The 24,772-nt window shown below is 53.8% G+C and carries 22 protein-coding genes and 2 riboswitches; of the genes, 13 read left to right on the forward strand and 9 right to left on the reverse strand.

The features are described 5' to 3' along the window. Nucleotides 1-118 precede the first annotated feature (118 nt). Nucleotides 119-826, forward strand: coding sequence for a glycosyltransferase family A protein (locus tag PJDR2_RS30075; RefSeq protein WP_015847520.1), 708 nt, complete (start codon nucleotides 119-121; stop codon nucleotides 824-826). 75 nt (nucleotides 827-901) lie between these two features. Further along, nucleotides 902-1,186: an alpha/beta-type small acid-soluble spore protein gene (locus tag PJDR2_RS30080; RefSeq protein ID WP_041613706.1), complete on the forward strand. Its 285-nt coding sequence runs from the start codon at nucleotides 902-904 to the stop codon at nucleotides 1,184-1,186. A 31-nt stretch (nucleotides 1,187-1,217) separates the two neighbouring features. On the opposite strand, the gene PJDR2_RS30085 is transcribed toward PJDR2_RS30080, so the two are convergent. The 4 genes from PJDR2_RS30085 to PJDR2_RS30100 all read right to left on the reverse strand — a co-directional run bounded on the left by PJDR2_RS30085 (nucleotide 1,218) and on the right by PJDR2_RS30100 (nucleotide 5,210). Beyond that, a complete protein-coding gene (locus PJDR2_RS30085) occupies nucleotides 1,218-1,640 on the reverse strand; it encodes a DUF1284 domain-containing protein (protein WP_015847522.1) in 423 nt (140 codons plus the stop codon). Between the two features lie 64 nt (nucleotides 1,641-1,704). After that, on the reverse strand, nucleotides 1,705-2,031 hold the full coding sequence (locus PJDR2_RS30090) for an MGMT family protein (protein WP_015847523.1): 327 nt from the start codon (nucleotides 2,029-2,031) through the stop codon (nucleotides 1,705-1,707). A 92-nt stretch (nucleotides 2,032-2,123) separates the two neighbouring features. Then, nucleotides 2,124-3,677: a DHA2 family efflux MFS transporter permease subunit gene (locus PJDR2_RS30095; RefSeq protein ID WP_015847524.1), complete on the reverse strand. Its 1,554-nt coding sequence runs from the start codon at nucleotides 3,675-3,677 to the stop codon at nucleotides 2,124-2,126. A 159-nt stretch (nucleotides 3,678-3,836) separates the two neighbouring features. Continuing rightward, nucleotides 3,837-5,210, reverse strand: coding sequence for an aldehyde dehydrogenase (locus tag PJDR2_RS30100; RefSeq protein ID WP_015847525.1), 1,374 nt, complete (start codon nucleotides 5,208-5,210; stop codon nucleotides 3,837-3,839). Between the two features lie 91 nt (nucleotides 5,211-5,301). On the opposite strand from PJDR2_RS30100, the gene PJDR2_RS30105 reads away from it, so the two are divergent. Further along, complete coding sequence (locus tag PJDR2_RS30105) at nucleotides 5,302-5,952, forward strand: lysoplasmalogenase (RefSeq protein WP_041614818.1); 651 nt, start codon at nucleotides 5,302-5,304, stop codon at nucleotides 5,950-5,952. Nucleotides 5,953-5,980: 28 nt separating this feature from the next. On the opposite strand, the gene rlmN is transcribed toward PJDR2_RS30105, so the two are convergent. Then, complete coding sequence (rlmN, locus tag PJDR2_RS30110; RefSeq protein ID WP_015847527.1) at nucleotides 5,981-7,051, reverse strand: 23S rRNA (adenine(2503)-C(2))-methyltransferase RlmN; 1,071 nt, start codon at nucleotides 7,049-7,051, stop codon at nucleotides 5,981-5,983. A 594-nt stretch (nucleotides 7,052-7,645) separates the two neighbouring features. Next, nucleotides 7,646-7,840, forward strand: a riboswitch (cyclic di-AMP (ydaO/yuaA leader). Between the two features lie 111 nt (nucleotides 7,841-7,951). Then, nucleotides 7,952-8,137: riboswitch (cyclic di-AMP (ydaO/yuaA leader) on the forward strand. 121 nt (nucleotides 8,138-8,258) lie between these two features. Here rlmN and PJDR2_RS30120 point away from each other — a divergent pair. The 6 genes from PJDR2_RS30120 to PJDR2_RS30140 all read left to right on the forward strand — a co-directional run bounded on the left by PJDR2_RS30120 (nucleotide 8,259) and on the right by PJDR2_RS30140 (nucleotide 15,689). Beyond that, nucleotides 8,259-8,678 carry a hypothetical protein gene (locus PJDR2_RS30120; RefSeq protein ID WP_015847528.1) on the forward strand — a complete coding sequence of 140 codons (420 nt, stop codon included), beginning with the start codon at nucleotides 8,259-8,261 and terminating at the stop codon, nucleotides 8,676-8,678. A gap of 141 nt (nucleotides 8,679-8,819) precedes the next feature. Continuing rightward, complete coding sequence (gene kdpF / locus PJDR2_RS33885; RefSeq protein WP_083778284.1) at nucleotides 8,820-8,897, forward strand: K(+)-transporting ATPase subunit F; 78 nt, start codon at nucleotides 8,820-8,822, stop codon at nucleotides 8,895-8,897. Nucleotides 8,898-8,924: 27 nt separating this feature from the next. Continuing rightward, a complete protein-coding gene (gene kdpA, locus PJDR2_RS30125; protein WP_015847530.1) occupies nucleotides 8,925-10,604 on the forward strand; it encodes a potassium-transporting ATPase subunit KdpA in 1,680 nt (559 codons plus the stop codon). A 45-nt stretch (nucleotides 10,605-10,649) separates the two neighbouring features. Further along, complete coding sequence (kdpB, locus tag PJDR2_RS30130; protein ID WP_041613710.1) at nucleotides 10,650-12,659, forward strand: potassium-transporting ATPase subunit KdpB; 2,010 nt, start codon at nucleotides 10,650-10,652, stop codon at nucleotides 12,657-12,659. A 25-nt stretch (nucleotides 12,660-12,684) separates the two neighbouring features. Continuing rightward, nucleotides 12,685-13,287, forward strand: a complete 603-nt coding sequence (gene kdpC, locus PJDR2_RS30135; RefSeq protein WP_015847532.1) for a potassium-transporting ATPase subunit KdpC — start codon at nucleotides 12,685-12,687, stop codon at nucleotides 13,285-13,287. 74 nt (nucleotides 13,288-13,361) lie between these two features. Next, nucleotides 13,362-15,689, forward strand: coding sequence for a histidine kinase (locus PJDR2_RS30140; RefSeq protein ID WP_015847533.1), 2,328 nt, complete (start codon nucleotides 13,362-13,364; stop codon nucleotides 15,687-15,689). Here PJDR2_RS30140 and PJDR2_RS30145 read toward each other — a convergent pair. Together PJDR2_RS30145 and PJDR2_RS30150 are read right to left on the reverse strand one after the other, a co-directional pair. Further along, nucleotides 15,661-16,350 (reverse strand): NAD-dependent epimerase/dehydratase family protein, encoded by a 690-nt coding sequence (locus PJDR2_RS30145; RefSeq protein ID WP_015847534.1) that lies wholly within the window; start codon nucleotides 16,348-16,350, stop codon nucleotides 15,661-15,663. The two genes, PJDR2_RS30140 and PJDR2_RS30145, sit on opposite strands and share 29 nt — an antisense overlap. Before the next feature lie 111 nt (nucleotides 16,351-16,461). After that, nucleotides 16,462-17,514: an NAD(P)/FAD-dependent oxidoreductase gene (locus PJDR2_RS30150; RefSeq protein ID WP_015847535.1), complete on the reverse strand. Its 1,053-nt coding sequence runs from the start codon at nucleotides 17,512-17,514 to the stop codon at nucleotides 16,462-16,464. Nucleotides 17,515-17,738: 224 nt separating this feature from the next. On the opposite strand from PJDR2_RS30150, the gene PJDR2_RS30155 reads away from it, so the two are divergent. The 3 genes from PJDR2_RS30155 to PJDR2_RS30165 are packed head-to-tail and all read left to right on the forward strand — an operon-like array spanning nucleotide 17,739 to nucleotide 20,738. After that, nucleotides 17,739-18,716, forward strand: a complete 978-nt coding sequence (locus PJDR2_RS30155) for an iron-hydroxamate ABC transporter substrate-binding protein (RefSeq protein WP_015847536.1) — start codon at nucleotides 17,739-17,741, stop codon at nucleotides 18,714-18,716. A 4-nt stretch (nucleotides 18,717-18,720) separates the two neighbouring features. Beyond that, on the forward strand, nucleotides 18,721-19,734 hold the full coding sequence (locus PJDR2_RS30160; protein ID WP_015847537.1) for a FecCD family ABC transporter permease: 1,014 nt from the start codon (nucleotides 18,721-18,723) through the stop codon (nucleotides 19,732-19,734). After that, a complete protein-coding gene (locus PJDR2_RS30165) occupies nucleotides 19,731-20,738 on the forward strand; it encodes a FecCD family ABC transporter permease (protein WP_015847538.1) in 1,008 nt (335 codons plus the stop codon). The genes PJDR2_RS30160 and PJDR2_RS30165 overlap by 4 nt, the downstream gene beginning before the upstream one ends. 51 nt (nucleotides 20,739-20,789) lie before the next feature. Here the strand turns inward: PJDR2_RS30165 and PJDR2_RS30170 are convergent, their stop codons facing one another. Both PJDR2_RS30170 and PJDR2_RS30175 read right to left on the reverse strand, forming a co-directional pair. Next, entirely contained in the window at nucleotides 20,790-22,451 is a 1,662-nt protein-coding gene (locus PJDR2_RS30170; protein WP_015847539.1) for an FAD-binding dehydrogenase, read from the reverse strand. A gap of 44 nt (nucleotides 22,452-22,495) precedes the next feature. Then, a complete protein-coding gene (locus PJDR2_RS30175; RefSeq protein ID WP_015847540.1) occupies nucleotides 22,496-23,209 on the reverse strand; it encodes a helix-turn-helix transcriptional regulator in 714 nt (237 codons plus the stop codon). 121 nt (nucleotides 23,210-23,330) lie between these two features. Between PJDR2_RS30175 and PJDR2_RS30180 the strand changes: the two genes are divergently transcribed. Further along, on the forward strand, nucleotides 23,331-24,764 hold the full coding sequence (locus PJDR2_RS30180; RefSeq protein WP_015847541.1) for a hypothetical protein: 1,434 nt from the start codon (nucleotides 23,331-23,333) through the stop codon (nucleotides 24,762-24,764). Nucleotides 24,765-24,772 lie beyond the last annotated feature (8 nt).

Genomic DNA, 24,772 nt, shown 5'->3' on the forward strand with positions numbered 1-24,772 from the left:
TGCCAGATTTTTAGCTGGAGAGAATGACGCCTATATCCAATCCATTCCTTCCGAATATAGTAATCTCATAAGCAAATGAGAGTTTATCAGACAAGACTTAGAAGGGGACGAGGGCGAGATGATCAAAGCCATTATTGTAGAAATCGAATTTAACAACCGTTCGAACAGGGGCGGCGTTTACCGGATTGGACTGACCCCTCAGTGGATTAAGTACCGGATGTCCATCTTTATGAAATATACGCTTCAAAGCCTGCTCAAGCAGACGAACCAGAACTTCCACGCTTTTATTCGTTACACGGAGCGGACAGAGGGAATTATACGGGCCGAGCTCGCGAAATATCCGAAGCTGCCGGCTAATATCCGTTTCGTGGCGGACAAGAAATACGGCGAAAAGCTGCGGAGAACGGTCGGCGCAAGTTCTATTTTCTACCTTGTCCGCCTTGACTGCGATGACACCTATCACCGCACCATGATCGATCAGCTTCATAAATACAAGCCAAAGCAAGGCACTCGGGCGTTGATTAACCAAGCAGGCTACATTTATGACAGCGTGCGGCACCGGATGGCCACGGTCAGCAAATCCTCCCCGCCTTTTTATACGTGGATTTACAATTCCGAGCAATACTTTGGCGGCTTTCGATATAAGACGGTGGATGGGCACAGCGGAGTCATTAAACATAAGCATGAGGTTCTGACCAAGTCAGGCAAACGCAACTATATGGTTGTCGTGCACAACAAAAACACGCTGAATCAGAGACTTTTGAACAGACATACCTTTATCTCCAATAAGGCAAAAGTAGATGCCATTCTAGGCAAGTTTATTTAATCCTTCTCCTTCATAAATGCCGGGGCGGCAGGGAAAAGTAATACCGTCAAAATTAAGATGAGGCGGTGCGGCACAATGGGAAGACGCAGCAGAAGATTACTTGTTCCTGAAGCAGGGGCGGCCATGCAGACCTTAAAGGCGAACGTGATGCGCCAGGAAGGCTACGCGGTAGACGAGAACAGTCCGGATGACGTGAAATACGAAGTAGCCAGCGAAATGGGAATCCGCATGAACCGCAATGGCGACAACGGGAATATGAAAACCGAGGATGCCGGTCATGTCGGCGGAAAAATCGGCGGTGCCATGATCCGTGAAATGATCCGGATGGCGCAGGAGAAATTAGCAAAGCGGCAGCCTTAAGCTGCCGCTTTATTTTGGGCGTAAATACGGATTACGGCAATGCCCGCAGCGCTTTCGCCTGCCGTATATGGGCAACCCCTTCCTGACATAGACCGTATGGCTCCCACGGACAATCGTAGCAGAGCCGGTGAATGTCATCGGGTTGAATAGCGGCAGCAACGCGTCCGATTAGCTCATCCCAGCTTAACCGGTTTCCGGTCTCAAGCTGTAGTTCGCCTAATATTTCGCTGTCCTTCCGATACACGCTAGAATTGTGGCAATGATTCGGCTGATCTGATGGAAAAGCCGCGCAGATCATATCAGGGCCTTCGATAATTTCAATGATCGTCTTCGGGTCGTTCCGCAGCGTTTCATAAACGGCTGTCATGTTCGTGCAGAAGCCTTCCGAATATCCCTTGCCGCGGTATCCAAGCAAACAAAACAGATGATGCCCTCTCAACGCGATGCTTTGCATGGGAACTGCTCCTCCCTTTATATGTTAACCCGATTTTATCACATCGGTTAACATACGAGGAGCTTTATTTGTCCGGCGGGATATCCGGTTCGTGCCTGTATTCCTCCAGGTCAATCAGTCCGTTAATCCCTATGTACACGCCTTCGGACTCCAGCATATGCCTTTGCAGCATCCGCGATTCGTCTTCCTGGATAGCGATTTCTCCTTTGGCGTTCACCACCCGATGCCAAGGCAGCTGATGGGCGCTGCTCAAAGAGTGCAGAATTCGTACGACCTGCCTTGCCCCGCGGCTGCTGCCTGCCAATCCCGCGATTTGCCCGTAGGTCATCACTTTCCCTTCCGGAATCTGCTTAATAATATCGACTACTCTCTGCGTATAAGGCTGTAACATAAGCGTTTGTCCTTTCCCCGCATATTCAAAAAGATCAGTTCCACTAGCGTTGGCTAATGAAACTGACCCTATTCGCGGTTAATTGATTTCCATTACCCCATATGAAGCCCTTCGAGAGCCGCTTCCGGCTTTTCGACCTGCGTGTTCTCTCCGGAATTTTTCTTGCCTCTTCGAAGCAGAAGCCCTAACAAGGCACCCGTAATAGCGACAAACACCATAATGCCAAAAGTGTAGTCAAATGCATCGACCGCCAAGGCGAGAAGCTGCTGAAGCTGCTCCGGACTTGCCTGCGCGGCACCGCTTCCCGCGGTCTGATTCGCCAGCGCTTCGGGCGGAACGTTTGCTTCAGCCATCAGCTTTGCAATCCGCTTCGTCAGAACCGTAACGAGCAGCGCAACCGCCAGCGAGCTGATCACCTGCTGCATCGCGCTCGTAAGCGAGGTGACACGGCTTACCAGTTCGCGCGGCGTCTTGTTGATCAGATGGGAATTAAGAGGCATCATCATAAGCCCCATTCCCGAGCCGGCCATGATAAGAGGCAGGAGCAGATCCTCTCTGCCCGTATGGATATCGAGATGCGAATACTGGAAGATCGCGCCCGATACAAGGCTGAGCCCGATAACAACCAGCCAGCGGACCCCGATACGGTCGAACAAATAACCGCCGATCGGCATCATGCAGGCCGAAGCCAGCGCTTGCGGGAACAACGTAAGGCCGGTGTCAAACGCACCGTAGCCGCGGCCCTGCTGAAGAAATTGCGGCAGCAGGAAAATCGCGCCAAACAGCGAGAACTGGACAATCCACTGCACCACAATGCCGAACGAGAAATCAATCGAGCGGAACACCCGAAGATCCAGCAGCGGATGCTTCGCGCGCAGCTCTACGATGATAAAGACGATCAGCGCTGCGCCCCCAACGATAAGACCGGCGAGCGTTTTGTCCGAAGTCCAGCTCTCCGCACCCTGGTTGACGCCATAGGATAACGAGGCGAAAGCGAGCGGCCCCAGAATCATGCCCGGAATATCCAATCCGGCAAGCTTCTTGGTCGCCAGCTTCGGCAGACTCCACAACCCGAACAATACGCTGATGATTCCTACCGGCAGATTGATCAGGAAGATCCAGCGCCAGGAATGGTATTCGACCAGCCAACCGGAGAGAATGGGGCCAATGGCCGGAGCCAGCAGAATCGGAACGCCAAGCATCCCCATGACTTGCCCTACTTTATTGGGCGGACTCAGCCGGTAAACGTACGCCATCGCAACGGGCAGCACAAATCCGCCGCCAAGCCCTTGAATAACGCGGAACATAATCAGCGTCTGCGGGTCATTCGGCAGCGCGCATAGGAGCGAGCCAATCGTAAAGAGAATAACCGAAGTCAGAAAAACCGTCTTGGCGCCGAACCGGTCGGACAGCCAGCCCGCAAGCGGGATTACGGCGGCTTGTGCCAGCATATAACCCGTTACGGTCCACTGAAGAGTGGGAAGCTGCGTATGAAAATCCTCTACGAGCTTCGATAAAGCGACGTTCATCGCCGTTGTATCGAGAATAACCATAAAACAGCCGAGAATAATCGCGACAAGCGGAAGCAGAATGCTTTTTATGCTGAATTCCTGCTCCTGCGGGTTATCCGTTAACCGTTGTTCCATCCGTATAACCTCCTACATGGAATACCCCATTACGCCAAGGCTGAGAGGGACAACGGCAGTCTGTAATGGTAGTGTGCTACCCCATGTTACTGAGCAAATTGGGCGAAGTCAATCGATTTTTTGGTAAAAAATACATAAACCGTTTTCAGCTGCATTCCGTTATTTCATCAGCCTCCGGATGATCGAAAGTCCACCCTTGGCCGACGGATAACGGAAAGCGAAATCGAACCTCGTTATTTGCTTCAGAACGCTTTTCATATGGGAGAAGGTCTTGAAGCTGTACTCGCCATGATAAGCCCCGATCCCGCTCTCGCCTACTCCCCCAAACGGCAAATACGGCGTCGCCAGATGCATAAGCGTATCGTTGATGCATCCGCCGCCGAACGGTACGGCTTCGGTCACCCGCTTCTGAATAGCCGCATTCTCGCTGAACAGATAGAGAGCAAGCGGCTTTGGACGCGCATTGATCTGATCGATTGCTTCCTGAAGCTCATCGTAGACCAATACCGGCAGAATCGGGCCAAAAATCTCCTCCTGCATGACCGGCATATTCCAGTCCACGCGGGTTAATACGGTAGGCTCGATCCGGAGCGCCATTTCGTCAGCCCCTCCGCCCATGACAGCCTCCCCTTCGCGAAGAAAGCCTGCAAGCCGCCGGAAGTGCCGCTCCGAAATGATTTTGCCGTAATCCTTATGCTCAAGCGGATTCTGGCCATAGAACTTCGTTACCGACTTGCGGAGCTGCTGCAGGAACTCCTCCAGAACGCTGTGATGCACGAGTACGTAATCGGGCGCGATGCAGGTCTGCCCGGCGTTGATAAATTTGCCGAAGGCAAGACGTCTTGCAGCCAGCTTGAGATTGGCATCATGGTGCACGATAGCCGGGCTTTTACCCCCAAGCTCCAGCGTAACCGGCGTCAAATGCTTGGCTGCCGCCGCCATAACCAACTTGCCGACATTAACGCTGCCCGTGAAGAAAATCTTATCGAACGGCAGGTCCAGCAGCTCTTGGCTTACCTCAACTCCGCCTTCCATAACGGCTATGTAAGAGGGATCAAACGTATCCTGAACAAGCGAAGACATGACCTCCGACACCGCCGGCGATAGTTCCGACGGCTTAAGGACTGCGGTATTGCCCGCCGCTATAGCTCCGACAAGCGGCGCCATTGCGAGCTGGAACGGATAGTTCCACGGAGCGATAATAAGCGCGGTGCCAAGCGGTTCCGGCATGATGTACCCTTTACTGCCCATATGGGTAAGCGCCGTTTTGACCTTGGCGGGCTTCATCCACCGCTTCAACCGCTTTTGCGCAAAAGAGATTTCCTTCAGGACAAGTCCAATCTCGAGCATATAGGACTCCTGCTCGCTCCGGTTCAGGTCGAGCCGAAGCGCCTGCATAATAGCATCCTCGCGTTCCGTAATGGCCTGGCGCAGCTTGGCCAGCTGAGCCTGCCTGAATTCGAGACTCCGGGTTGCCCCGGTCCCGTAATAATGCCGCTGCTTCTCCAGCAATTGAGATCCGTATCCGTTCATGTCATACCCCGCCTTTTCGTTATAAATCCAGACTTAAAAAATGAAATTCTATGCTATAGTTAGGAAAAAGGAGCGATGCCGATTGAATAAAATGCTGCCTGCCCTTATTCTGCTCACAGGCTTGCTTTACATTTTTATCATTCCTGCTGAACCGCATGCCGTCAAGCTAATTTTCAAAGCGATTCCGATGCTGTTGATTATCGCTTATGCTTACATGCAGTCCGCGCAAAATGGTAAGCGGTTTCAATGGATCCTGCTAACCGGTCTTGTTTTCAGCGTTGTTGGCGATGTCACCCTGGGTAACTTTGTCGTAGGGCTCTCCGCCTTTTTAATCGGCCATTTGTTTTATTTAAGCGGATTTTTCGGGCAGTGGAGGTATTCCTTCTGGCGGCTCGTTACCATCGTTCCAATCGGTGCGTACGCCGTTTATATGGGCTACGAGCTGCTCGATGCGCTTACGAAATCGGGAGACGATGCTCTGAAAATCCCCGTTCTTGTCTATTTAACGGCCATTTCGCTGATGGGCTGGTCGGCCATCATGTCCGGCAACGCATGGGCGGTTGCGGGCGCCCTGCTCTTTATGGCTTCCGACTCTATTCTCGCCTGGAATAAGTTTATTTCGGATATTGCGGGGTCAGACGTGCTTATTATGACGACTTATTATGCCGCGCAATTCTGCATAGCAACCTGCATCGGCTACCGGGGCCGCAGCGCTCCCAAGCAAAAAGCCATGATCCTCTGATCATGGCTTTGATTATGCCGCCAGGTTGTTAGCCGGCTTTTTCCTTGTTCATCTGCTTGCTGCGCAGCTGGCCGCAAGCCGCGTCGATGTCGGCGCCATGCTCGAGGCGGACGCTGACGCTGACGTCTTGCTTTTTCAGCGTATCGTAGAAGCCCTTGATGGAGTCGTTCTCGCTGCGCTGGTATTGGCTATGCTCGTCAACCGGGTTGTAAGGAATCAGGTTCACGTTCACGAGGGAGCGGCGGCGGTCGCCCACCAGCTCGGCAAGCTCAAGCGCATGCTCCGGCTGGTCGTTGACGTCCTTGAGCAAAATATACTCCAGCGTAATACGGCGGTTCGTCCGTTCCAGATAGTAATCGATCGCATCCATCAGCTTCTCGATTGGAATCGCGCGGTTGATCTTCATAATCCGCGTCCGCAGCTCATTATTAGGCGCATGCAGAGATACGGCGAGATTAACCCCTTGATCCTTGTCGGCAAACTCTCTGATTTTGTCCGCGAGGCCGCTTGTCGATACCGTAATATGGCGTGGTCCGATAGCCAGACCTTTATGATCCTTCACCGTTGTAAGGAAGTCGTTCAGGTGAATAAAGTTATCGAACGGCTCGCCGATACCCATGACAACGATATGGCTAACCTTCTCGCCTTGGCCGGATTCGTCGAGATGAAGCTGAATCTTCATAATCTGCTCGACAATCTCGCCGCTTGTCAGATCCCTGCTCTTCTTGAGCAGGCCGCTCGCGCAGAAGCTGCAGCCGATGTTGCAGCCGACCTGCGTGGTTACGCAGACCGACAAGCCGAACTTATGGCGCATCATCACCGTCTCGATCAGGTTGCCGTCATCCAGCTTGAGCAGCAGCTTGACGGTGCCGTCCTTCGACACTTGCTTCGTATGCTCGACCAGCGTCTGGATCGCATAGTTCTCCTCCAGCAGCTTCACGCAGTCCGGATGAACATCCGTCATATCCGCAAAGCTCGTAACCCGCTTCCGGTACAAGTATTCCCACACCTGAGTCGCCCGGAACTTTTTATGCCCGCGCTCGCCCAGCCATGCCGTTAATTGATCTAATGTAAATCCATATATGGATGCTGTACTCATCGTTTTTCCTCTTTTCGTGAAACGCGGCCAAAACCGCATACTGTTCCTATTGTCCCAAAATTAGCGCATGAAAACAAGGGGCTTTCATTGCTCGCACTTAACCCGCGCGCTTATTTTACTGCTCCAACTTCCTGCCGGCAAGCGCGCTTGCCGTAATTGCCCAATACGCTGTAAGACGTTTTTTCCGTCTTATTCGGCCCTACTCTGCCCTCGGCTGCATGCCCAACCCGCTGTAAGACGGTTTTTCCGTCTTATTCGGCTCTACTCGGCCCTTGGCTGCATGCTCAACCCGCTGTAAGACGATTTTTCCGTCTTATTCGGCCCTACTCGGCCCTTGGCTGCATGCCCAACACGCTGTAAGACGGTTTTTCCGTCTTATTTGGCGCCCCCGGACAACCCAATTTAGGCTTGCCATAAACCTAACTTTCACGCCGAATTGCCGCATTCGAGAGATATAGAGCGTAACAAAGAGTATGATAGAGCTCCCTTCAATTGTAAACGCTCTAACCAAACTCCTTGTCAGAATTAGACAATATGCCGCCTCCACGGTTCATTTACAACTTCGGCCGTCAGGCGTAATATACGATTCAGCAAATGTAACAATCGCTGAGTTTCCGTCAAGGGAAACGGGGGAACCAATCGATAAGCGGCATTGCAACGGTGTGAGAGCCGGCGCGGCATGCTTATCCGGGGTGAATCCGGGAAAAGGCTGCGCGCGGCCGGACCCGGTAGGGCGACTCTCACCGTCCGAATCCGTCAGCTAACCTCGTAAGCGATGAAAATGCACTGCCCATTAGGCGAGGGCATTTTCCAAGTAGAGAGGATGATGTGATCTTGTGACCTTCCAAGGCCGCGGGGAACTTTCCTCTGCGGCTTTTTCTTATGCCCATTTTTAATCAACTGTCTTTATCGCTTAATCCCTTTTACGGGGGAACGGGGGAACCAATCGGACAGCCGGCTGTTAAGCGCAGCCAGCCAATCCACGGGGTGAATCGCCGGCTCAGCTCCATCTGAGCATGTCGGCGTAGGGCGACTCTTACGCCCGAATCCGTCAGCTAACTTCGTCAGCGTACCAAGAGAGGCAACGATGATCGTGAATATAGGCGCGGTTTTTTTTCTGCTGCGCTTATAAGCCGCGTGAAGAGTCCCTCTTCCGCGGCTTTTTTGTTTGTCGTTGATTCCTCTAACGAAAAGAGGAGCGTAAACCATGGACGATTATATACTCGTCTCCGCACCTAACGTGCAGGGCGAGGATTTTATTAAACAGCTGCTGCACCGGCATATCCCATTCGCAGCCATCGTGAACAACAAGACCGAGTATGAGCGGATGCTGGAGCTTGGCGTGTCAACGATTATCGTCATTAATACAACGGATGAAGGCACCTGGCGTGTCCCTGAGCTGCCGGTGGGACGGATCTTTTTATTCGAGAGAAGCCTGAATCTATGCTGTCGTTACATCCAGATCTGCCGCAGCTGGACATCCAAATCGATTTGCGTCGTTACGGACAGCGCGAATCCACGCCTGATCTACAAAGGGATGGGCGCCAATTATGTGATTCACTCCAGCCATGCGGATACTTCATTTCTAATCATAAACGATCTCATGGCAAGCCAAGATAATAGGTAAGGGTCGAAGTTATTCGCAATTCTTTTAGGAGGAATTTGCTATGCAGGATATCTATATGGTGCTGCTTCTCGCAGCGATATTTTTACTCTTCGCCGGCTTTATGCAGTGGTGCGACCTGGCTACACAAGAGGAGGATAAGCGATGATCGTCACGTTGGTGCTTGCCTTGTTTCTCTTTCTTTATTTAGTTTACGCCTTGATAAATCCGGAGAAGTTCTAAACCCTAATCGATCGCTGGGAGGCCGCAATGGATATTTTACAGCTCATCATCGTGGTTGGCGTGCTTATTCTGCTCGTCAAACCGCTCGGAACGTATGTATATCACGTGTACTCGGATCAACCGAACCGGACCGACCGCCTATTTGGCGGCATCGAACGGTTCATTTATAAAGTGATAGGACTGAAATCGCGCGAGGGCATGACCTGGAAAAAGTACGCGCTAAGCTTTCTGCTTACGAATATCGTGCTTGTCGCGCTCAGTTATCTAATTCTGCGTCTGCAAGGCAGCCTTTCGGGCAACCCCAACGGCATTGGCGCTATGGAAGAGACGCTGTCGTTCAATACCGTTATCAGCTTTATTACGAATACGAACCTGCAGCACTACAGCGGCGAGACCGGGCTGTCCTATTTTTCGCAGATGGCCGTCATCATGATGATGATGTTCACCTCGGCGGCTACCGGCTTCTCGGTTGCGATTGCTTTTATTCGCGGCTTAACGAGCAGGGGCAGCACAATCGGCAACTTCTTCAGCGATTTCGTGAAATCCCATACGCGGATTTTCCTGCCGCTCGCAACGCTTATTACGCTGGTTCTTGTGGCTCTTCACGTACCGCAGACGCTGCAGCCTAACGTAACGGCAACAACGCTGGAAGGGGCAGCGCAAAGCATCGCCATCGGCCCGGTTGCGTCGCTTGAATCGATTAAACATTTAGGAACCAACGGCGGCGGTTTCTTTGGCGTCAACTCGGCGCATCCGTTCGAGAATCCAAACCCGCTCACGAATGTGATCGAGATTCTGTCCATGTGGGCGCTGCCTGCCAGTCTTCCTTATGTATACGGCCGCTTTGCCGGTAACCGCAAGCAAGGCTGGGTTGTGTTTGGCGCCATGATGTCGCTGTTCCTGGTTTTCCTTGCGACGGTCTACACAGCTGAGCTGCATGGCAATCCGGTAATGAACAACCTTGGCGTAGACGCCTCGCAAGGCAGCATGGAGGGCAAGGAAGTCCGGTTTGGCATTGCCCAATCCTCCCTCTTTACGGCGGTGACTACGGCGGCTACTACCGGCTCAGTCAACAATATGCATGACACGCTGACCCCGATCGGCGGTCTTGTCCCGCTGGCGGAAATGATGCTGAACGTCGTGTTTGGCGGCAAAGGCGTTGGCCTCGTCAATATGCTGATGTATGCCATTCTTGCCGTCTTTATCGCCGGATTAATGGTCGGTCGGACACCGGAGTTTCTCGGACGGAAAATCGAGCCGAAGGAAATGAAGCTGATTGCGATCGCGATTCTCGTCCATCCGTTTATCATTCTGGCGCCAACCGCTATTGCTTTCTTGACGGATCTGGGCCAGGGAGCCATCACGAATCCCGGCTTCCACGGCATCTCGCAGGTGCTCTATGAATACACCTCGTCAGCGGCGAATAACGGCTCCGGTTTTGAAGGTCTTGCCGACAATACGCCGTTCTGGAACATTACAACCGGACTCGTCATGCTGCTTGGACGGTATGTTTCGATGATTGCCATGCTGGCTGTAGCCGGATCCCTGGTCCGTAAAAAGCCCGTACCGGAGACGATCGGCACATTCCGGACGGACAACGTGCTGTTTGGCGGAATTCTTGTAGGAACCGTAGTTATTGTTGGCGCGCTTACGTTCCTGCCTGCCGTCGTGCTTGGACCTATTGCAGAGCATTTAACGATTCGCTAACGGATAAGGATGAGGTGAATAACCGTGACCACACAACGTAAATCCATGCTGACCTCGGCGATTATAAGTCGCGCGGTGAAGGACAGCTTTCTGAAATTAAATCCGCTGACCATGATGAGAAATCCCGTCATGTTTGTCGTAGAGGTCGGCACGCTTGTCGTCCTGCTGATGACGGTCTTCCCCGGCTACTTCGGAACGGAGGGCCGGACCGGATTCAATCTGACGGTCTTTCTGATCCTGCTGTTCACCGTCCTGTTCGCCAACTTCGCGGAAGCGCTGGCCGAAGGACGGGGCAAAGCCCAGGCGGATTCGCTCAAGAAGAGCAAAAAGGATATTACGGCAAACAAAGTAACCGGCCAGACAATAAAACAAGTGTCGTCAACCGAGCTCCGCAAAGGCGATATCGTCGTCGTCTCCGAAGGAGAAATGATTCCCGGCGACGGCGAGATCATCGAAGGCCTTGCCTCTGTCGACGAGTCGGCAATCACCGGCGAATCTGCACCGGTGATCAAGGAAGCCGGAGGCGACTTCAGCTCGGTAACGGGCGGTACCCGCGTTGTCAGTGACCGGATCAAGGTCCGGATTATAAGCGATCCCGGCGAATCGTTTATCGATCGTATGATCTCCCTTGTTGAAGGGGCGAAACGCCAAAAGACGCCTAACGAGCTGGCGCTGAACACGCTGCTTACCAGCCTGACGCTGATCTTCCTGATTGTTGTGGTTACCCTTGCTCCAATCGCCAAATACGTTGGCGTAGAGCTTGATATCCCGGTGCTTATCGCCCTGCTGGTCTGTCTCATTCCGACCACCATCGGCGGTCTGCTGTCAGCCATCGGAATCGCCGGCATGGACCGCGTCACGCAGTTCAACGTGCTGGCCATGTCCGGTAAAGCGGTAGAAGCAGCCGGCGACATAAATACGATGATTCTGGATAAGACCGGTACAATCACGTACGGCAACCGGATGGCCAGCGACTTCCTGCCTGTCAAAGGCGTAAACGTTCAAGAGCTTGGCGAGTGGGCGGCGCTCAGTTCGTCCAAAGACGAGACGCCCGAGGGCCGTTCCGTCCTGGAGCTGATGAAGACCAAACAGCTGAGTTATCAATCCCCGCTTGCCGAGAACGCGCAGATTATTGCGTTTACGGCCGAGACGCGGATGAGCGGCCTGGATCTTCCGGACGGACGGAAAGTCCGCAAAGGCGCCGTTGACGCCGTGAAGAAATGGGTAGCTTCCCAAGGAGGCACCGTCCCGTCCGATCTCGACGCTACCGGCGAAGGAGTTGCCGTGCTTGGCGGTACGCCGCTCGCCGTGGCGGTTGATAGCCGCATCTACGGGATTATTTATTTAAAGGATACCGTGAAGCCGGGCATGCAGGAGAGATTCGAGCAGCTTCGCCGCATGGGGATCAAGACGATTATGTGTACCGGCGACAATCCGCTGACAGCCGCAACGATTGCCCGCGAAGCCGGGGTTGACGATTTCGTAGCGGAGAGTAGGCCCGAGGATAAAATCGCGCTGATCCGCCGCGAGCAGGCGGAAGGCAGCCTTGTTGCGATGACGGGCGACGGGACGAACGACGCTCCAGCGCTTGCCCAAGCTGACGTTGGTCTTGCCATGAACAGCGGTACGGTTGCCGCGAAGGAAGCGGCCAATATGATCGACCTGGATTCGGACCCGTCAAAAATTATCGAGGTGGTTGCGATAGGCAAGCAGCTCCTAATGACGCGCGGCGCGCTTACGACCTTTAGTATCGCGAACGATATCGCCAAATATTTCGCCATTATTCCGGCCATGTTTATGATCGCTATCCCTCAGATGGACGCCCTGAACATTATGAAGCTGGGCTCGCCTTCTTCGGCCATTCTGTCCGCGCTTATCTTTAACGCGATCATCATTCCGCTGCTCATTCCGCTTGCTATGCGCGGGGTGCAGTACAAACCGATGAGCGCGTCGAAGCTGTTAAGCAAAAACCTGCTGATCTACGGATTTGGCGGCGTCCTGGCCCCGTTTATCGGCATTAAGCTGATCGACCTGCTTGTTCATGTATGGATATAGACCGATCTGAAAGGAAGAGATAATCATGACGAACTCCACATCTTCATCGGGATCTAACGGCTCTCTCTTTATGATTGCCCTAAGAGCCAGTATCGCGTTTATTCTGCTATGCGGCATTATTTACCCGCTAGTGTCAACGGGTCTTGCCCAGCTGCTCTTCCCTCATCAGGCGAACGGCAGCATGATCAAGGATTCGAACGGCCGGATTATCGGCTCCTCCTTGATCGGGCAAAGCTTCACCGACCCCGCTTATTTCCAAGGACGGGTATCCAGCATCGACTATAAATCGGAAGCATCCGGCTCTAACAACTACGCGCCTTCGAATCCCGACATGCTTCAGCGGACCAAAGACTCGATTGCCGCATGGCAGGCTGCCAATCCCGATGTGCCGGTCAGCCAGCTTCCGCTTGCGCTGATTACCAATTCCGGCTCGGGTCTTGATCCGGATATTACGCCGGCATCGGCCGAAGTCCAAATCCCACGCATCAGCAAGCTGACCGGTCTATCGCCGGATACACTGAAAGAGCTGGTGAAAAAACATACCGACGGACGGGATCTTGGCGTCTTTGGCGACCCCCGCGTAAATGTGCTGGAGCTGAACATCGAATTAAGCAAGCTCCGCAAATAAGATTAAGCCCCGCCTGCCGCAAGTAGCGCAGGCGGGGCTTTCTCGGGGTTTACGGAGAGGAGGTATGACAGGACATGAACGACAGCTATCGCCGCAAAACACCCGAAGAGCTCCTGAAAGCCATAACGAAGCTGCACCACGGACGGCTCAAAATCTATATCGGGGCGGTCAGCGGTGCCGGCAAAACGTATCATATGCTGCGCGAAGGCCAGCAGCTGCGGAAGCAGGGCATTGATGTAGTCACCTGCGCCGTCTCCACGATGCAACGGCCGGAGACGATGGAGCAGCTTGCCGAGCTGGAACGGATTCCCAGCATTCGTTGGGAGAAGGACGGCAGCCAGCGCAAAGATCTTGATCTGGCCGCTATTAAAGCGCGCAATCCCGAGGTTGTGCTGGTGGACGGACTTGCGCACCGAAACCGGCCTGACAGTCTCCTTCCTACCCGCCTTGACGATATTCGTCATTTGCTGGAGTGCGGCATCAGCGTGATTACAACGCTTAACGTGTATGAGCTGAACGGCGTATCGGACCTGGCCTATCAACTGACCGGCATCGAGGCCGAGCATACGGTTCCCGATGATATTCTGGAGCTGGCCGATGAGGTCCGCTTAATCGACGTATCGCCGGAAACGATACTGACACGCTTGAATGAAGGGCATTTACGCAACGCAAGCTCCCCCCATTTGCTGCTTAGGGGCAATCTTGGCAAGCTGCGAGAGCTTGCGCTGCGGCTGATGGCGGAGGATGTGAACGATTCGCTTGAGGACCACCGGAGACAGCAGGGCTTAGTAGGTCCGTCAGGCGCGGCCGAGCGGATTCTGGTTGCCGCGCAATATCACTGGAATGGCTCAATCCATATCCGGCGGGGCCAGCAGGTCGCCAGGAGGCTGAACGGAGAGCTGCTTGTCGTCTCCTTCGTCAAAGCGGACAAAGCAATGACGAAGGAAGCGACTGCGTTCAAACGGTCCATAATCAAGCTTACCCAGAAGATTGGGGCAGGCTTTGAGGAGCTCGCCGTTCCCCATCTGCACCGGCGCCATCTGTCCGAACAGATGGCCAGATACGCGATGGATCACGGAGTGACCCGCATCGTGCTTGGCCATTCGAAGCATACGCCGCTGCAGGAGCTGCTTCACGGCTCGGTTGTTAACGGAATATTGCGCTATGCGCGCCGTATCGACGTCTTTTTCGTAGCGGACCGTACCGAAGCGGAAGGCGAGCGGATCCTGCCTGCCAAGCATCGGACTACTCCGGAACCCATTTATAAAAGACTTAGCCCCGCCCAGCAGCAGCAAACCACGGATCGGCTCAAACGGGGCACCTTCAAGGTCTACATCGGAGCCGCGCCAGGTGTCGGCAAAACCTACACGATGCTGAGGGAAGGAAATGTCCTCCTCCGCAAAGGCATTGATGTTGTCATTGGCCTCCTCGAGACGCATGGCCGCAAGGAGACCCTGGAGCAGATCGGCGATCTTGAGGAGATTCCTAAAGCCGCTATCCCTTATAAAGGTACGCAGCTTAAAGAAATGGATGTTTCCGCGATATTGAGCCGTTTTCCAGAGGTTGTGCTCATTGACGAGCTGGCCCATACGAATGTGCCGGGAAGTCATTATAAGAAGCGGTATGAGGATGTCCTTGCCATTCTGGATGCCGGCATTTCGGTTATTTCAACCGTAAACGTCCAGCATCTCGAGAGCTTAAACGATGCCGTTGAGCAAATTACCGGAGTAAAGGTGAGAGAAACCGTTCCGGACCGTATGCTTCGCCTGGCGGATGAGGTTGAGCTTATTGATGTATCGCCCAAAGCGCTGCAGGAGCGGATGCGGCAGGGTAAAATCTATCCGATGAACAAGGTCGAGGAATCGCTTGGCGCCTTTTTTCAGCTAGGCAATCTGATTGCCCTACGGGAGCTGGCTTTACGCGAAATCGCCGACGACGTGGATGAACGGCTGGAATCATGGGAGCGTACAGGAGCATTACGCGGTCCTTGGCGCAGGCAGGAGGTCATATTTGTAGCCATAACCGATCTTGCGCAGGGAGAGCGGCTGATCCGAAGGGGCTTCCGTATCGCCTACCGGCTGAAGGCGGAATGGCATGTCATGGCCGTGCATAACGGCAAAACGGAACAAGCGGCGGTAGACCGCCGCATGAAGGAGCTGCAGCAGTTAACGGAACAGCTTGGCGGAATGTTTGTCCGGAAAGAAATGAAGCAGACGCGTGATATCCCGGCTTTTCTGCTCACCCATGCCAACGCCCGGAAAAGCACGCAGTTGATCGTTGCCCAGGAAAAAAGCAGCTGGCTTGCGCGGCTGTTCCGGCCATCCATCATGAAGAAGCTGCTGCAGGGCGGCCGGAATATGGATGTGATGGTCGTCAGCTGCCTTCCTTCGCAAGAGCAATAATATCTTTCGGATCGAGAATAGGACGGTCATAATCGGTATACGAAGTCTGAATCATGGCGAGGCCTACCTGACGCAGCGTAATGAGATGGTTCGGGAAGAGCGGCCTTAGGATCGGATACAGCCAGGTTAACGCTTTGGCCCACTTCGGAACCCTTACCTGTCCTTTGCTCGGGTGCATGTAGCCCGGACGGAACATAAAGGCCCGTCGGAACGGCAGCTGCAGCAGGTGATTCTCGGTTCTTCCCTTTACTCTCGCCCACATGCTTTTGCCCTGCTCCGTGCTGTCTGTGCCGCCGCCCGTTACATAACAGAACACCATATCCGGGTTCAGGCTGGAGAGCAGACGGGCGACATGCATCGTAAGATCGTAGGTGACACGGGTATAGTCGGCCTCCGACATGCCGATGGAGGATACGCCAAGGCAGAAGTAGCAGGCGTTGTAGCCTTTTAACTCATGCTGAATAGGGGTCAGATCGTGAAAATCCTTATGTATGATTTCCTTCAGCTTCGGGTGCGCAACGCCGCTAGGCCGGCGCGTAATAACGAGTACTTGCTCAACATCGGGATGTTTCAGGCATTCCATCAGGACGCCTTCTCCTACCATGCCCGTCGCTCCGGTCACAATCGCTTTAATTTTTTGTTTCGCCGGCTTCTCTTCCATCTCTCGGATCTCTCCCTTATTTGCAGGTACTACAGCCATTATCGCACAGGCAATAAGCAGGCACAAAAAAAGGACGGAGCAGCTATCGGGCTGCTCCGTCCTTGCTCTATATTAGACCATCAGCTGCTTCACGAGCTCGCGGTTCCGTTCTTTGAATAATTCATTATGGGATGAGACCATTCCGTATTTATTGGCTTCCGGTTGAATGAAGGACTTCGCTCTGTTCACCGCATTCGCCGCATCCTGGAAGCAGCCTGCAATGAGATGCAGCTTGCCGTCATGCATCAGGATATCCCCCGCTGCAAACATGCCCGGCACGGAAGTTTCGCCGCTTGCATCGCCCTTCACATACCAATTGTCGACCATCTCGATATTCAGCTTGCTGTTCTCCAGCAGCGAGGAGTCCCGGTCGTAACCGTGATTGATAACAACCTCGTCAATAGAAAGACGGGATACTTCGCCGGACTTGCTGTTCGTAAGCTCGACGTGTTCAACAAGCTCATCGCCGGAGTTCGCCAGCAGCTTCGAAATTTCGGTATGGAACAAACACTCGACTTTCGGGCTGTTCAGCAATGTCGTTACATTCGCTTCATGCCCGGACAAGGCCTCTTTGCGATATGTAATGTAGATCTTCTTCGCGAATGGCAGAAGCTCCATCGCCCAGTCAACGGCCGAGTTGCCGCCGCCGGAGATCACGACGTTCTTGTCTTTAAATCTCTTCAATGATTTTACGGTATAGTGAAGGTTGGTTACCTCAAACTTCTCCGCGCCTTCAATCGTAAGCTTAGTCGGATTCAGAATGCCGCCGCCAACCGCAACGATAACGGTCTTCGAATAATGGATGCGTCCGGACGAGCCATGCAGCTCAAAGATATTGTCTTCGTTCTTGGTAATGGATTCGACTTTTTCGTTCAGGACAACCTCCGGATCGAAAGTAAGTCCCTGCTTCACCAATTGCTCGATCAGCTGCGCGCCTGGCGTTGGCGTTAACCCCCCAATGTCCCAGATCATTTTCTCCGGATACACATGAACCTTGCCGCCCAGAAACGGCTGGAATTCGATCAGCTTTGTCTTCAATTCTCTAAGTCCGCTATAAAAAGTCGAGTAAAGCCCCGCAGGACCGCCCCCGATTACCGTTACGTCATACAACTCTTCTTGCGTCATGAACGTTCCTCCTCGGAAAAGCACCGTCGTAATTGATTATCATTATCAATAGTATAAGTCCTTTGAGAATATTTTTCAATAAGCGGTTGACAATTGGGCCGAATCACTATAATTTAGTAAATGGCACTAATAGTGATAATCATTATCATTGAATGAGTGTTAAATTTAGTATATAGCCTTCGTTGTTTATGTATTCCATTCTATTATAAGGAGTTTACACACCCATGAAAAAAGCACTTATCTCCCTCATGATGCTCTTCGTTATTATTCTGAGCGCATGCGGAAACAACAACTCGGGCAATAATGCCGGAGCGGAGAACACCGCACCAACAAACAATGCCGGGGCGGCAAACGCATCTCCGTCGGCGGACACGGCTTCCGATGCGACAGGCACGATTACGTTCCAATCGGAGAGCGGCCCTATCGAAGTACCCGCTAACCCGCAGCGCGTCGTTGTTCTGTCCTCTTTCGTAGGGGATGTCCTGCAGCTTGGCGTTCCTCTGGTTGGCGTTGACTCTTGGTCGATGGATAACCCGAATTTCGCAGACAAGCTGAAAGGCGTCGCGGTTGTATCCGAAGAGGATCCCGAGAAAATTCTCGAGCTTGATCCGGACCTGATTATCGGCCTCGACACGACAAAAAACGTGGATAAATTGAAGCAAATCGCTCCAACGGTTATCTTTACTTACAATAAAGTCGACTATCTGACGCAGTTCATTGAGGTTGGCAAGGCGCTCAACAAGGAGAAAGAAGCAACGGCTTGGGTGGAAGATTTCAAAGCCCGCGCAGCTCAAATCGGCAGCGAGATTAAAGCGAAGATTGGCGAGGACGCTACCGTTACGGTCATCGAGAACTTCGACAAGGATCTTTACGTATTCGGCGATGCCTGGGGCCGCGGCACAGAGATTCTGTATCAGGCAATGGGCCTGAAGATGCAGGAGAAAGTAAAGGAAATGGCTATGAAAGACGGCTGGTATTCGCTCTCCCTCGAGGTTCTGCCTGAATACGTCGGCGATTATCTGATCTTCAGCCAGACGAAAGACACGGCAAGCTCGTTCACGGAAACCGAAACCTATAAAAACATCCCGGCAGTCAAGAACGGCCATGTCTATACGGCGGATGCCAAAGGCTTCTATTTCAACGATGCGCTTACCCTTGACTATCAGCTGAACTTCTTCAAAGAGCAGTTCCTGGGGAAATAAGCCGATGATACAGGAAACGAGACGAAGAATTCCATTTGTATATAAACTGTTTGCAGGGATCGTTTTCTTTGTCGCAATCTTCTTCTTGGCCATGGTGTTCGGCGCTGCCGACACCACGGTCCATGATACATGGCTCGCGCTGACGTCACCTCACGATACAAGTGAGAAGGTGACGCTTTTGCGCGAAATTAGGCTGCCGCGCGAGATCGCGGCAATCTTTGTTGGTGCGGCCTTGGCCGTATCCGGCGCCATTATGCAAGGCGTGACCCGGAATGCTTTAGCCGATCCGGGGCTTCTCGGCTTATCGGCCGGAGCGAATGCCGCCCTTGCAGCAACGGTTGCGCTGTTCCCTCATATCAATTATTTCGGTATTATGATTGCCTGCTTTATCGGCGCGGCCCTTGGCTCCATCCTTGTTATCGGAATCGGCGCGGCAAAAAGAGGCGGCTTCTCCCCTATTCGGATCGTACTGGCGGGAGCGGCTGTTTCTACGTTTCTGTACGCCGTTGCCGAAGGCATCGGCCTCACCTTCAAGGTATCCAAGGACGTCAACATGTGGACCGCCGGCGGTCTGATCGGAACGTCTTGGGGACAGCTTCAGACGATTGTTCCGGTAATCGTAGCCGGCATTCTTATTGCCATTGTCATGTCGAAGCAGCTCACCATTCTTAGTCTTAGCGAAGATGTGGCGACCAGTCTCGGTCAAAAGACGGGTCTGATCAAAGTCATCCTGTTTACGGTTACGATTCTGCTCGCCGGCGCTTCCGTTGCGCTGGTCGGCAACCTGGCTTTTCTGGGCCTGATGATTCCGCATATCGTGCGGGCTATTGTCGGCCAGGACTATCGTTACTCCATTCCGATGTCCGTTATTGCAGGTGCTTCCTTTATGCTTCTTGCGGATTTGATCGGCCGGACCATCAATGCGCCGTACGAAACACCTGTAGCAGCCGTGATTGCGGTTGTAGGTCTGCCCTTCTTCCTCATCATCGTTAGAAGAGGAGGCAAAGCGCTGAAATGATTTTATCGCATATGGTTCGAAAACAACGCATTATTCTCGGGATCCTGCTTCTGCTTATTCTTGCGACTATCATTGCAAGCCTTAGTCTCGGTTACTCCACCTTGACCTTTAAAAGGCTGATCCCGGTACTTTTTGGGGATGGCACGAAAAAAGAAAACTTTATCCTGTTCGACATACGGATGCCGCGCGTCATCATTACTTTACTCGCCGGCATGGCGCTTGCTTTATCCGGCTCCATTCTGCAAGGGGTATCCCGCAATGACCTGGCCGATCCCGGCATTGTTGGCATTAACTCGGGGGCTGGCGTTGCCATTACGGTCTTCTTCCTGTTCTTCCCGACGGAAGCCGGTCCGTTCGTGTATGCCCTGCCGGTTGTTGCCTTTCTCGGCGGTCTTGCAACCGCGGTCCTTATTGCTCTTTTCTCTTGGAAGAAGCATGTCGGCATCCAGCCGGTCAGCATGGTGCTGACGGGTATCGGCTTCCAAATGGCGCTTAGCGGCGTCATGATCGTGCTCATGTCCTCGGCTGACCGCCAGAAAGTGGATTTTATCGCCAAGTGGATCGCGGGCGGCATTTGGGGAACGGATTGGGTATTTATTAATGCCATGTGGCCATGGCTCGCCATCTTTATTCCGTTTACGCTTTACAAAGCAAACCGCCTTAACATTCTGGCGTTAAACGAACCCGTCGCGGTTGGGGTGGGCATCTCGCTGACCAGAGAGCGCCTGGTGCTGCTCTTCTCCGCGGTTGCGCTTGCGGCATCCGCCGTATCCGTCACGGGCGGGATCGCCTTTATCGGTCTGCTTGCTCCGCATATCGCGAAGGCTCTTGTAGGTCCGAGAAATCAATTGTTTATTCCGATATCCATTCTGTTCGGCGGATGGCTGCTGGTTCTGGCCGATACGATTGGCCGTCAAATCGATATCGCGGGCGGATTGCCGGCCGGTATCGTTGTATCGCTGATCGGCGCGCCGTATTTCCTGTTCCTGCTGCTCAAGAAATAATTTAAAGGCTGCCCGTATGCCAATGGCTTACGGGCAGCCTTTTTATAGGATTCAGCTTCGGGCCGCTACCTCTGCGATGGCGCGGCCGGCAGTCCGGCCCGTAAAGAGGCAGCCGCCGAGGAAGGTTCCCTCGAGCGCGCGGTAGCCATGCAGGCCTCCGCCGCCAAAGCCCGCCGCCTCGCCCGCGGCGTAAAGGCCGGGAACAGGCTCGCCCGCCGCGTTCAGCACGCGCGCCGAGAGATCGGTCTGCAACCCGCCCAGCGTCTTGCGGCTTACAATATGCAGGCGGACGGCAATAAGCGGGCCGCTCTTCGGATCCAGCAGCTTATGCGGAGCGGCTACCCGGATCAGCTTGTCGCCGATGTAATGGCGGGCGCCTCTTAGCGCGGTAATTTGAAGATCCTTCGTAAATTTGTTGTCGATCTCGCGGTCCCGCGCAACAAGCTGCCGTTTAATCGATTCGTAATCCAGCAGATTTTCGCCGGTCAGACGGTTCATTCCCGCCACAAGCTCGGAGAGATCATTCGCTACTATAAAGTCCTCGCCTTTATCCATAAACGCTTGAACGGGACCCGAAGCTCCGGGCAATGCCCGCGACAGCACCTGCCGGATACTTTTGCCCGTCAGGTCCGGGTTTTGCTCCGAGCCGGATAAGGCAAACTCTTTCTCTATGATCTTCTGCGTCAAAATAAACCACGAATAATCATAGCCGGTTTTCCGGATCGTTTCCAGCGTTCCAAGCGTATCGAAGCCCGGGAAGTTAGGCGCCGGGAACCGCTGGCCCTTTGCATCCAGCCAGATGGAGGACGGGCCGGGCAAAATACGGATGCCATGGCCCGCCCAGACTGGATTCCAGTTCTTTATCCCTTCCGTGTAATGCCACATCCGGTCCCGATTCACGATCCGCCCGCCCGCTTCCTCCGTTATGCCAAGCATTCGCCCGTCCACATGGGCCGGAACACCCGAAAGCATAGAGGCAGGCGGCTCTCCAAGCCGGCTTGGCCAGCTTTTTCGTACCAGCTCGTGATTGCCGCCAATGCCGCCGCTTGTCACCAGTACGGTAGCCGCTTCGTATTCAAACTCGCTAATGGCCGTTCTTGAGCTTGCTTCGCCGCGCGCCGCCGCACTTGGCTCAAGCACGGAGCCGCTGACTCCGGTGACAGCACCGTCCTTTTGAAGCAGGCGGTCCACCCGGTGACGGGGGAGATAGGTCAACGTCCCTGCCGCCGTATGCTTGCGGATGCGTGTCTCGAAGGCCTCCACGATCGCAGGGCCGGTTCCCCAGACAATATGGAACCGCGGTACCGAATTGCCATGCCCCTCGGCCAGATAACCCCCGCGTTCCGCCCAGCCTACAACCGGGAAGAAGCGGATGCCCATCCCCCGCAGCCATTCCCGCTTCTCTCCGGCTGCAAAGGCGACATAGGCTTCCGCCCATTTCCTGCCCCAATAATCCTCGTCCTCTTCCCGGTCGAAACCCGCCGTTCCAAGCCAATCCTGCCAGGCCAGCTCCAGGGAGTCCTTAATCCCAAGACGGCGCTGCTCCGGCGAATCCACCAGGAACAAGCCGCCAAACGACCACCATGCCTGGCCGCCAAGCGAAGCCTCCGGCTCCTGGTCGAGCAGCAGCACCTTCTTCCCGGCATCCGCTATCTCTGCCGCACCCGCAAGTCCCGCAAGACCAGCGCCTATCACGATCGCATCATAGTTCATGTTTAGAGCCTCCTAAAAAGAATAATCACATAAACTGAATAAGTTCAGCTGTTCGTGATGATTCTTGCTTCGTAACGAGTCACCCACTCTTTCCAAAAACCCTGCAGGTCAAAGCTCTCGGGCCGCTCGAACTTCTCTTCGGTAATCTTTAAGCCCTGTATGCGGGATAACCGGTACGCTTGCACCCCTTGATCGCCTTCTCCTATCAGAAACCAGATACCGGCTTTGGCTACAAGGCCGTAAGGCTTAACGGTTAAGCTTTTTTCCGCGCCGTCACGACTCCGATAGCTGATCTCTACCGCGTAATGCTGCATGATTGACTCTTGAACGGCGGCAAAATGCGGCAAAGCCTTCTCTTCCCGCTGCCAGGAATCCGGGTCGATATGAATTCGCTGCCGGATCCAGGCGGCATCCTCGCGGCTTTGCTCCGGCAGCGCCTGCATCAGCTTGAGCAGCGCGGAACGAAGGGCGGAGACTATCCCAAGCTGATCCGTTGATCCCTCAGCCGCATATAGGAACAAGGCCTGAATTTCGGGCGTCGTTAAGCCGTCTATCGGGCTTTTGTAATTAGGCGGGAGCGAGAATCCGCCACCGGCGCCGGAATCTGCGTAGACCGGAACGCCCGACAGGCTGAGCGCATCCATGTCGCGGTAAATCGTACGCTCCGATACCTCAAGGCGCTCTGCCAGCTCCGCGGCCGTCTTCTTCCCCTCCAGCTGAAGCAGCATCAATATGGATATGAGCCGGTCAGCCCTCATGTCCAGCCCTCCTTCCGACAGTTAATCTTGCTCTTATTATTAATCACTGACAATAGATGTCAAGGAGGATGTTGTACACTAGCTGTATAATCCTGCCCTAAGAACGGAGCCTCTGATTCCTATGATACCGGCACTAATACGGTTACAGATACAGAAATGGAACAATTGGCTTGGTCACCATCCCACATTAAGAAGATTGCAGCTGATTGCCCTGCTTCGCAGTATTGGACAAGGCTTTGCGGCGGTCGAGACAAGCTTGTATTTGAAGGATCTAGGCTGGAGCGGAGCCTCGATCGGAGGATTATTCGCGGCAGCCGGTCTATTCCGTACTCTCATCACAACCTTTACCGCGGAAATAAACGCTCTTCTAGGTCCAAAAAAATATTTGCTGCTCTATGAATGCTTAACGGCAGCCGCTGCTTTACTTGTCATTCTATCAAGCGGTACGGTGCCGCTATGCCTAGCCGTTATCATTGCCGGCTTTGGCATGGGCCACAGCGGCTCAGGCGGTCCGGCGGCCCCTATAGAAAGGCGATGGCTTGGCGCCTTCTCCCGCAAGCTGAACATCCTTTTTGGCAAGCATGCGCTGCTCGGCTATGCGGGGATGGGAATTGGAGCACTTGTCGCTTGCCTGACTCCTCTGCTCCTGGCCTGGCTGCCGGATGAGAAAGCCTACCGGCTTTTATTTATCCTTCCCGCCCTATGTGCCGCAGCCGGTGCAGCGCTGTTACTCTCTATTCAAGGCGGAGCAAGGCGCCGTGCAGCCACGGCCGAGGAGTCCAATCTTGCAGCTTCAGCATCAGCTACTCTATCTCCTTCCGTCAAACCGGTCATAAGCAGACGTAAGTCCTTGCTGCTGATTGGCGGAGTTATTCTGCTGGGCTTCCTCATTCTCTTTGTCAGAGGCAAAGCCGATCTGCCGCTTCTCTCCGCGTTAATGCCCGTACTGCTCTTCCTGCTGCTCATTGCCCTTGCATTGATCCGGGTAGCCGGCGGCTCGCCGGAAGAGATGGCCGGCATGATGAACATGGTGCAGACGGTCGCCGTCACGTTGACCAGCACCATGAGTGCTTATTGGTTTTCCGAACGGTTTCAGGTATCCGCCAGCGAAGTAGGATTGGTCATTGCTCTGTCTTACCTGCTAGCCGGGGCTTTATCTTATGCCCTGATGCATGCGTCAGAACGAATGGGGCCAATCAAGCCGGTAGTCGGCATGCAGCTGGCCGGCGCGGCATGCGTGCTTCTGCTGCCGCTCACGCCTTCCTTCGTTACCGCCGCCAGCCTCTATGTGTTAAGCAGCATGTTCAACCTTGGCACGCGAGGCACCCGGTATGCCGTTATGATGAACGAACAGCCAATACGGAAGCAGCGCACCTGGTCCTCGCGATTAGCGTCTTTCCTTATCCGGCTTGGAGCCGTTTTGTGGCCCGGTGCCTTTGGCCGCATGATCGATGAAGGCGAGCATATGCTTCCTTTTTTCCTGGCGGCTGCCATTCAGCTCTTCTCTACTTGGCGTTACAGCAAAAAAGAACAAACAAAGGCCCCCTTATCCTAAGGGGGCCT

The organism is Paenibacillus sp. JDR-2 (assembly GCF_000023585.1).
Lineage (GTDB): Bacteria > Bacillota > Bacilli > Paenibacillales > Paenibacillaceae > Pristimantibacillus.

What these genes read in the sequence shown, in the direction of transcription:
- PJDR2_RS30075 (WP_015847520.1), top strand. Translation starts at nt 119, where the DNA reads ATGATCAAAGCCATTATTGTAGAAATCGAATTTAACAACCGTTCGAAC.
- PJDR2_RS30080 (WP_041613706.1), top strand. Translation starts at nt 902, where the DNA reads ATGGGAAGACGCAGCAGAAGATTACTTGTTCCTGAAGCAGGGGCGGCC.
- PJDR2_RS30085 (WP_015847522.1), bottom strand. Translation starts at nt 1,640, where the DNA reads ATGCAAAGCATCGCGTTGAGAGGGCATCATCTGTTTTGTTTGCTTGGA.
- PJDR2_RS30090 (WP_015847523.1), bottom strand. Translation starts at nt 2,031, where the DNA reads ATGTTACAGCCTTATACGCAGAGAGTAGTCGATATTATTAAGCAGATT.
- PJDR2_RS30095 (WP_015847524.1), bottom strand. Translation starts at nt 3,677, where the DNA reads ATGGAACAACGGTTAACGGATAACCCGCAGGAGCAGGAATTCAGCATA.
- PJDR2_RS30100 (WP_015847525.1), bottom strand. Translation starts at nt 5,210, where the DNA reads ATGAACGGATACGGATCTCAATTGCTGGAGAAGCAGCGGCATTATTAC.
- PJDR2_RS30105 (WP_041614818.1), top strand. Translation starts at nt 5,302, where the DNA reads ATGCTGCCTGCCCTTATTCTGCTCACAGGCTTGCTTTACATTTTTATC.
- rlmN (WP_015847527.1), bottom strand. Translation starts at nt 7,051, where the DNA reads ATGAGTACAGCATCCATATATGGATTTACATTAGATCAATTAACGGCA.
- PJDR2_RS30120 (WP_015847528.1), top strand. Translation starts at nt 8,259, where the DNA reads ATGGACGATTATATACTCGTCTCCGCACCTAACGTGCAGGGCGAGGAT.
- kdpF (WP_083778284.1), top strand. Translation starts at nt 8,820, where the DNA reads ATGATCGTCACGTTGGTGCTTGCCTTGTTTCTCTTTCTTTATTTAGTT.
- kdpA (WP_015847530.1), top strand. Translation starts at nt 8,925, where the DNA reads ATGGATATTTTACAGCTCATCATCGTGGTTGGCGTGCTTATTCTGCTC.
- kdpB (WP_041613710.1), top strand. Translation starts at nt 10,650, where the DNA reads ATGCTGACCTCGGCGATTATAAGTCGCGCGGTGAAGGACAGCTTTCTG.
- kdpC (WP_015847532.1), top strand. Translation starts at nt 12,685, where the DNA reads ATGACGAACTCCACATCTTCATCGGGATCTAACGGCTCTCTCTTTATG.
- PJDR2_RS30140 (WP_015847533.1), top strand. Translation starts at nt 13,362, where the DNA reads ATGAACGACAGCTATCGCCGCAAAACACCCGAAGAGCTCCTGAAAGCC.
- PJDR2_RS30145 (WP_015847534.1), bottom strand. Translation starts at nt 16,350, where the DNA reads ATGGAAGAGAAGCCGGCGAAACAAAAAATTAAAGCGATTGTGACCGGA.
- PJDR2_RS30150 (WP_015847535.1), bottom strand. Translation starts at nt 17,514, where the DNA reads ATGACGCAAGAAGAGTTGTATGACGTAACGGTAATCGGGGGCGGTCCT.
- PJDR2_RS30155 (WP_015847536.1), top strand. Translation starts at nt 17,739, where the DNA reads ATGAAAAAAGCACTTATCTCCCTCATGATGCTCTTCGTTATTATTCTG.
- PJDR2_RS30160 (WP_015847537.1), top strand. Translation starts at nt 18,721, where the DNA reads ATGATACAGGAAACGAGACGAAGAATTCCATTTGTATATAAACTGTTT.
- PJDR2_RS30165 (WP_015847538.1), top strand. Translation starts at nt 19,731, where the DNA reads ATGATTTTATCGCATATGGTTCGAAAACAACGCATTATTCTCGGGATC.
- PJDR2_RS30170 (WP_015847539.1), bottom strand. Translation starts at nt 22,451, where the DNA reads ATGAACTATGATGCGATCGTGATAGGCGCTGGTCTTGCGGGACTTGCG.
- PJDR2_RS30175 (WP_015847540.1), bottom strand. Translation starts at nt 23,209, where the DNA reads ATGAGGGCTGACCGGCTCATATCCATATTGATGCTGCTTCAGCTGGAG.
- PJDR2_RS30180 (WP_015847541.1), top strand. Translation starts at nt 23,331, where the DNA reads ATGATACCGGCACTAATACGGTTACAGATACAGAAATGGAACAATTGG.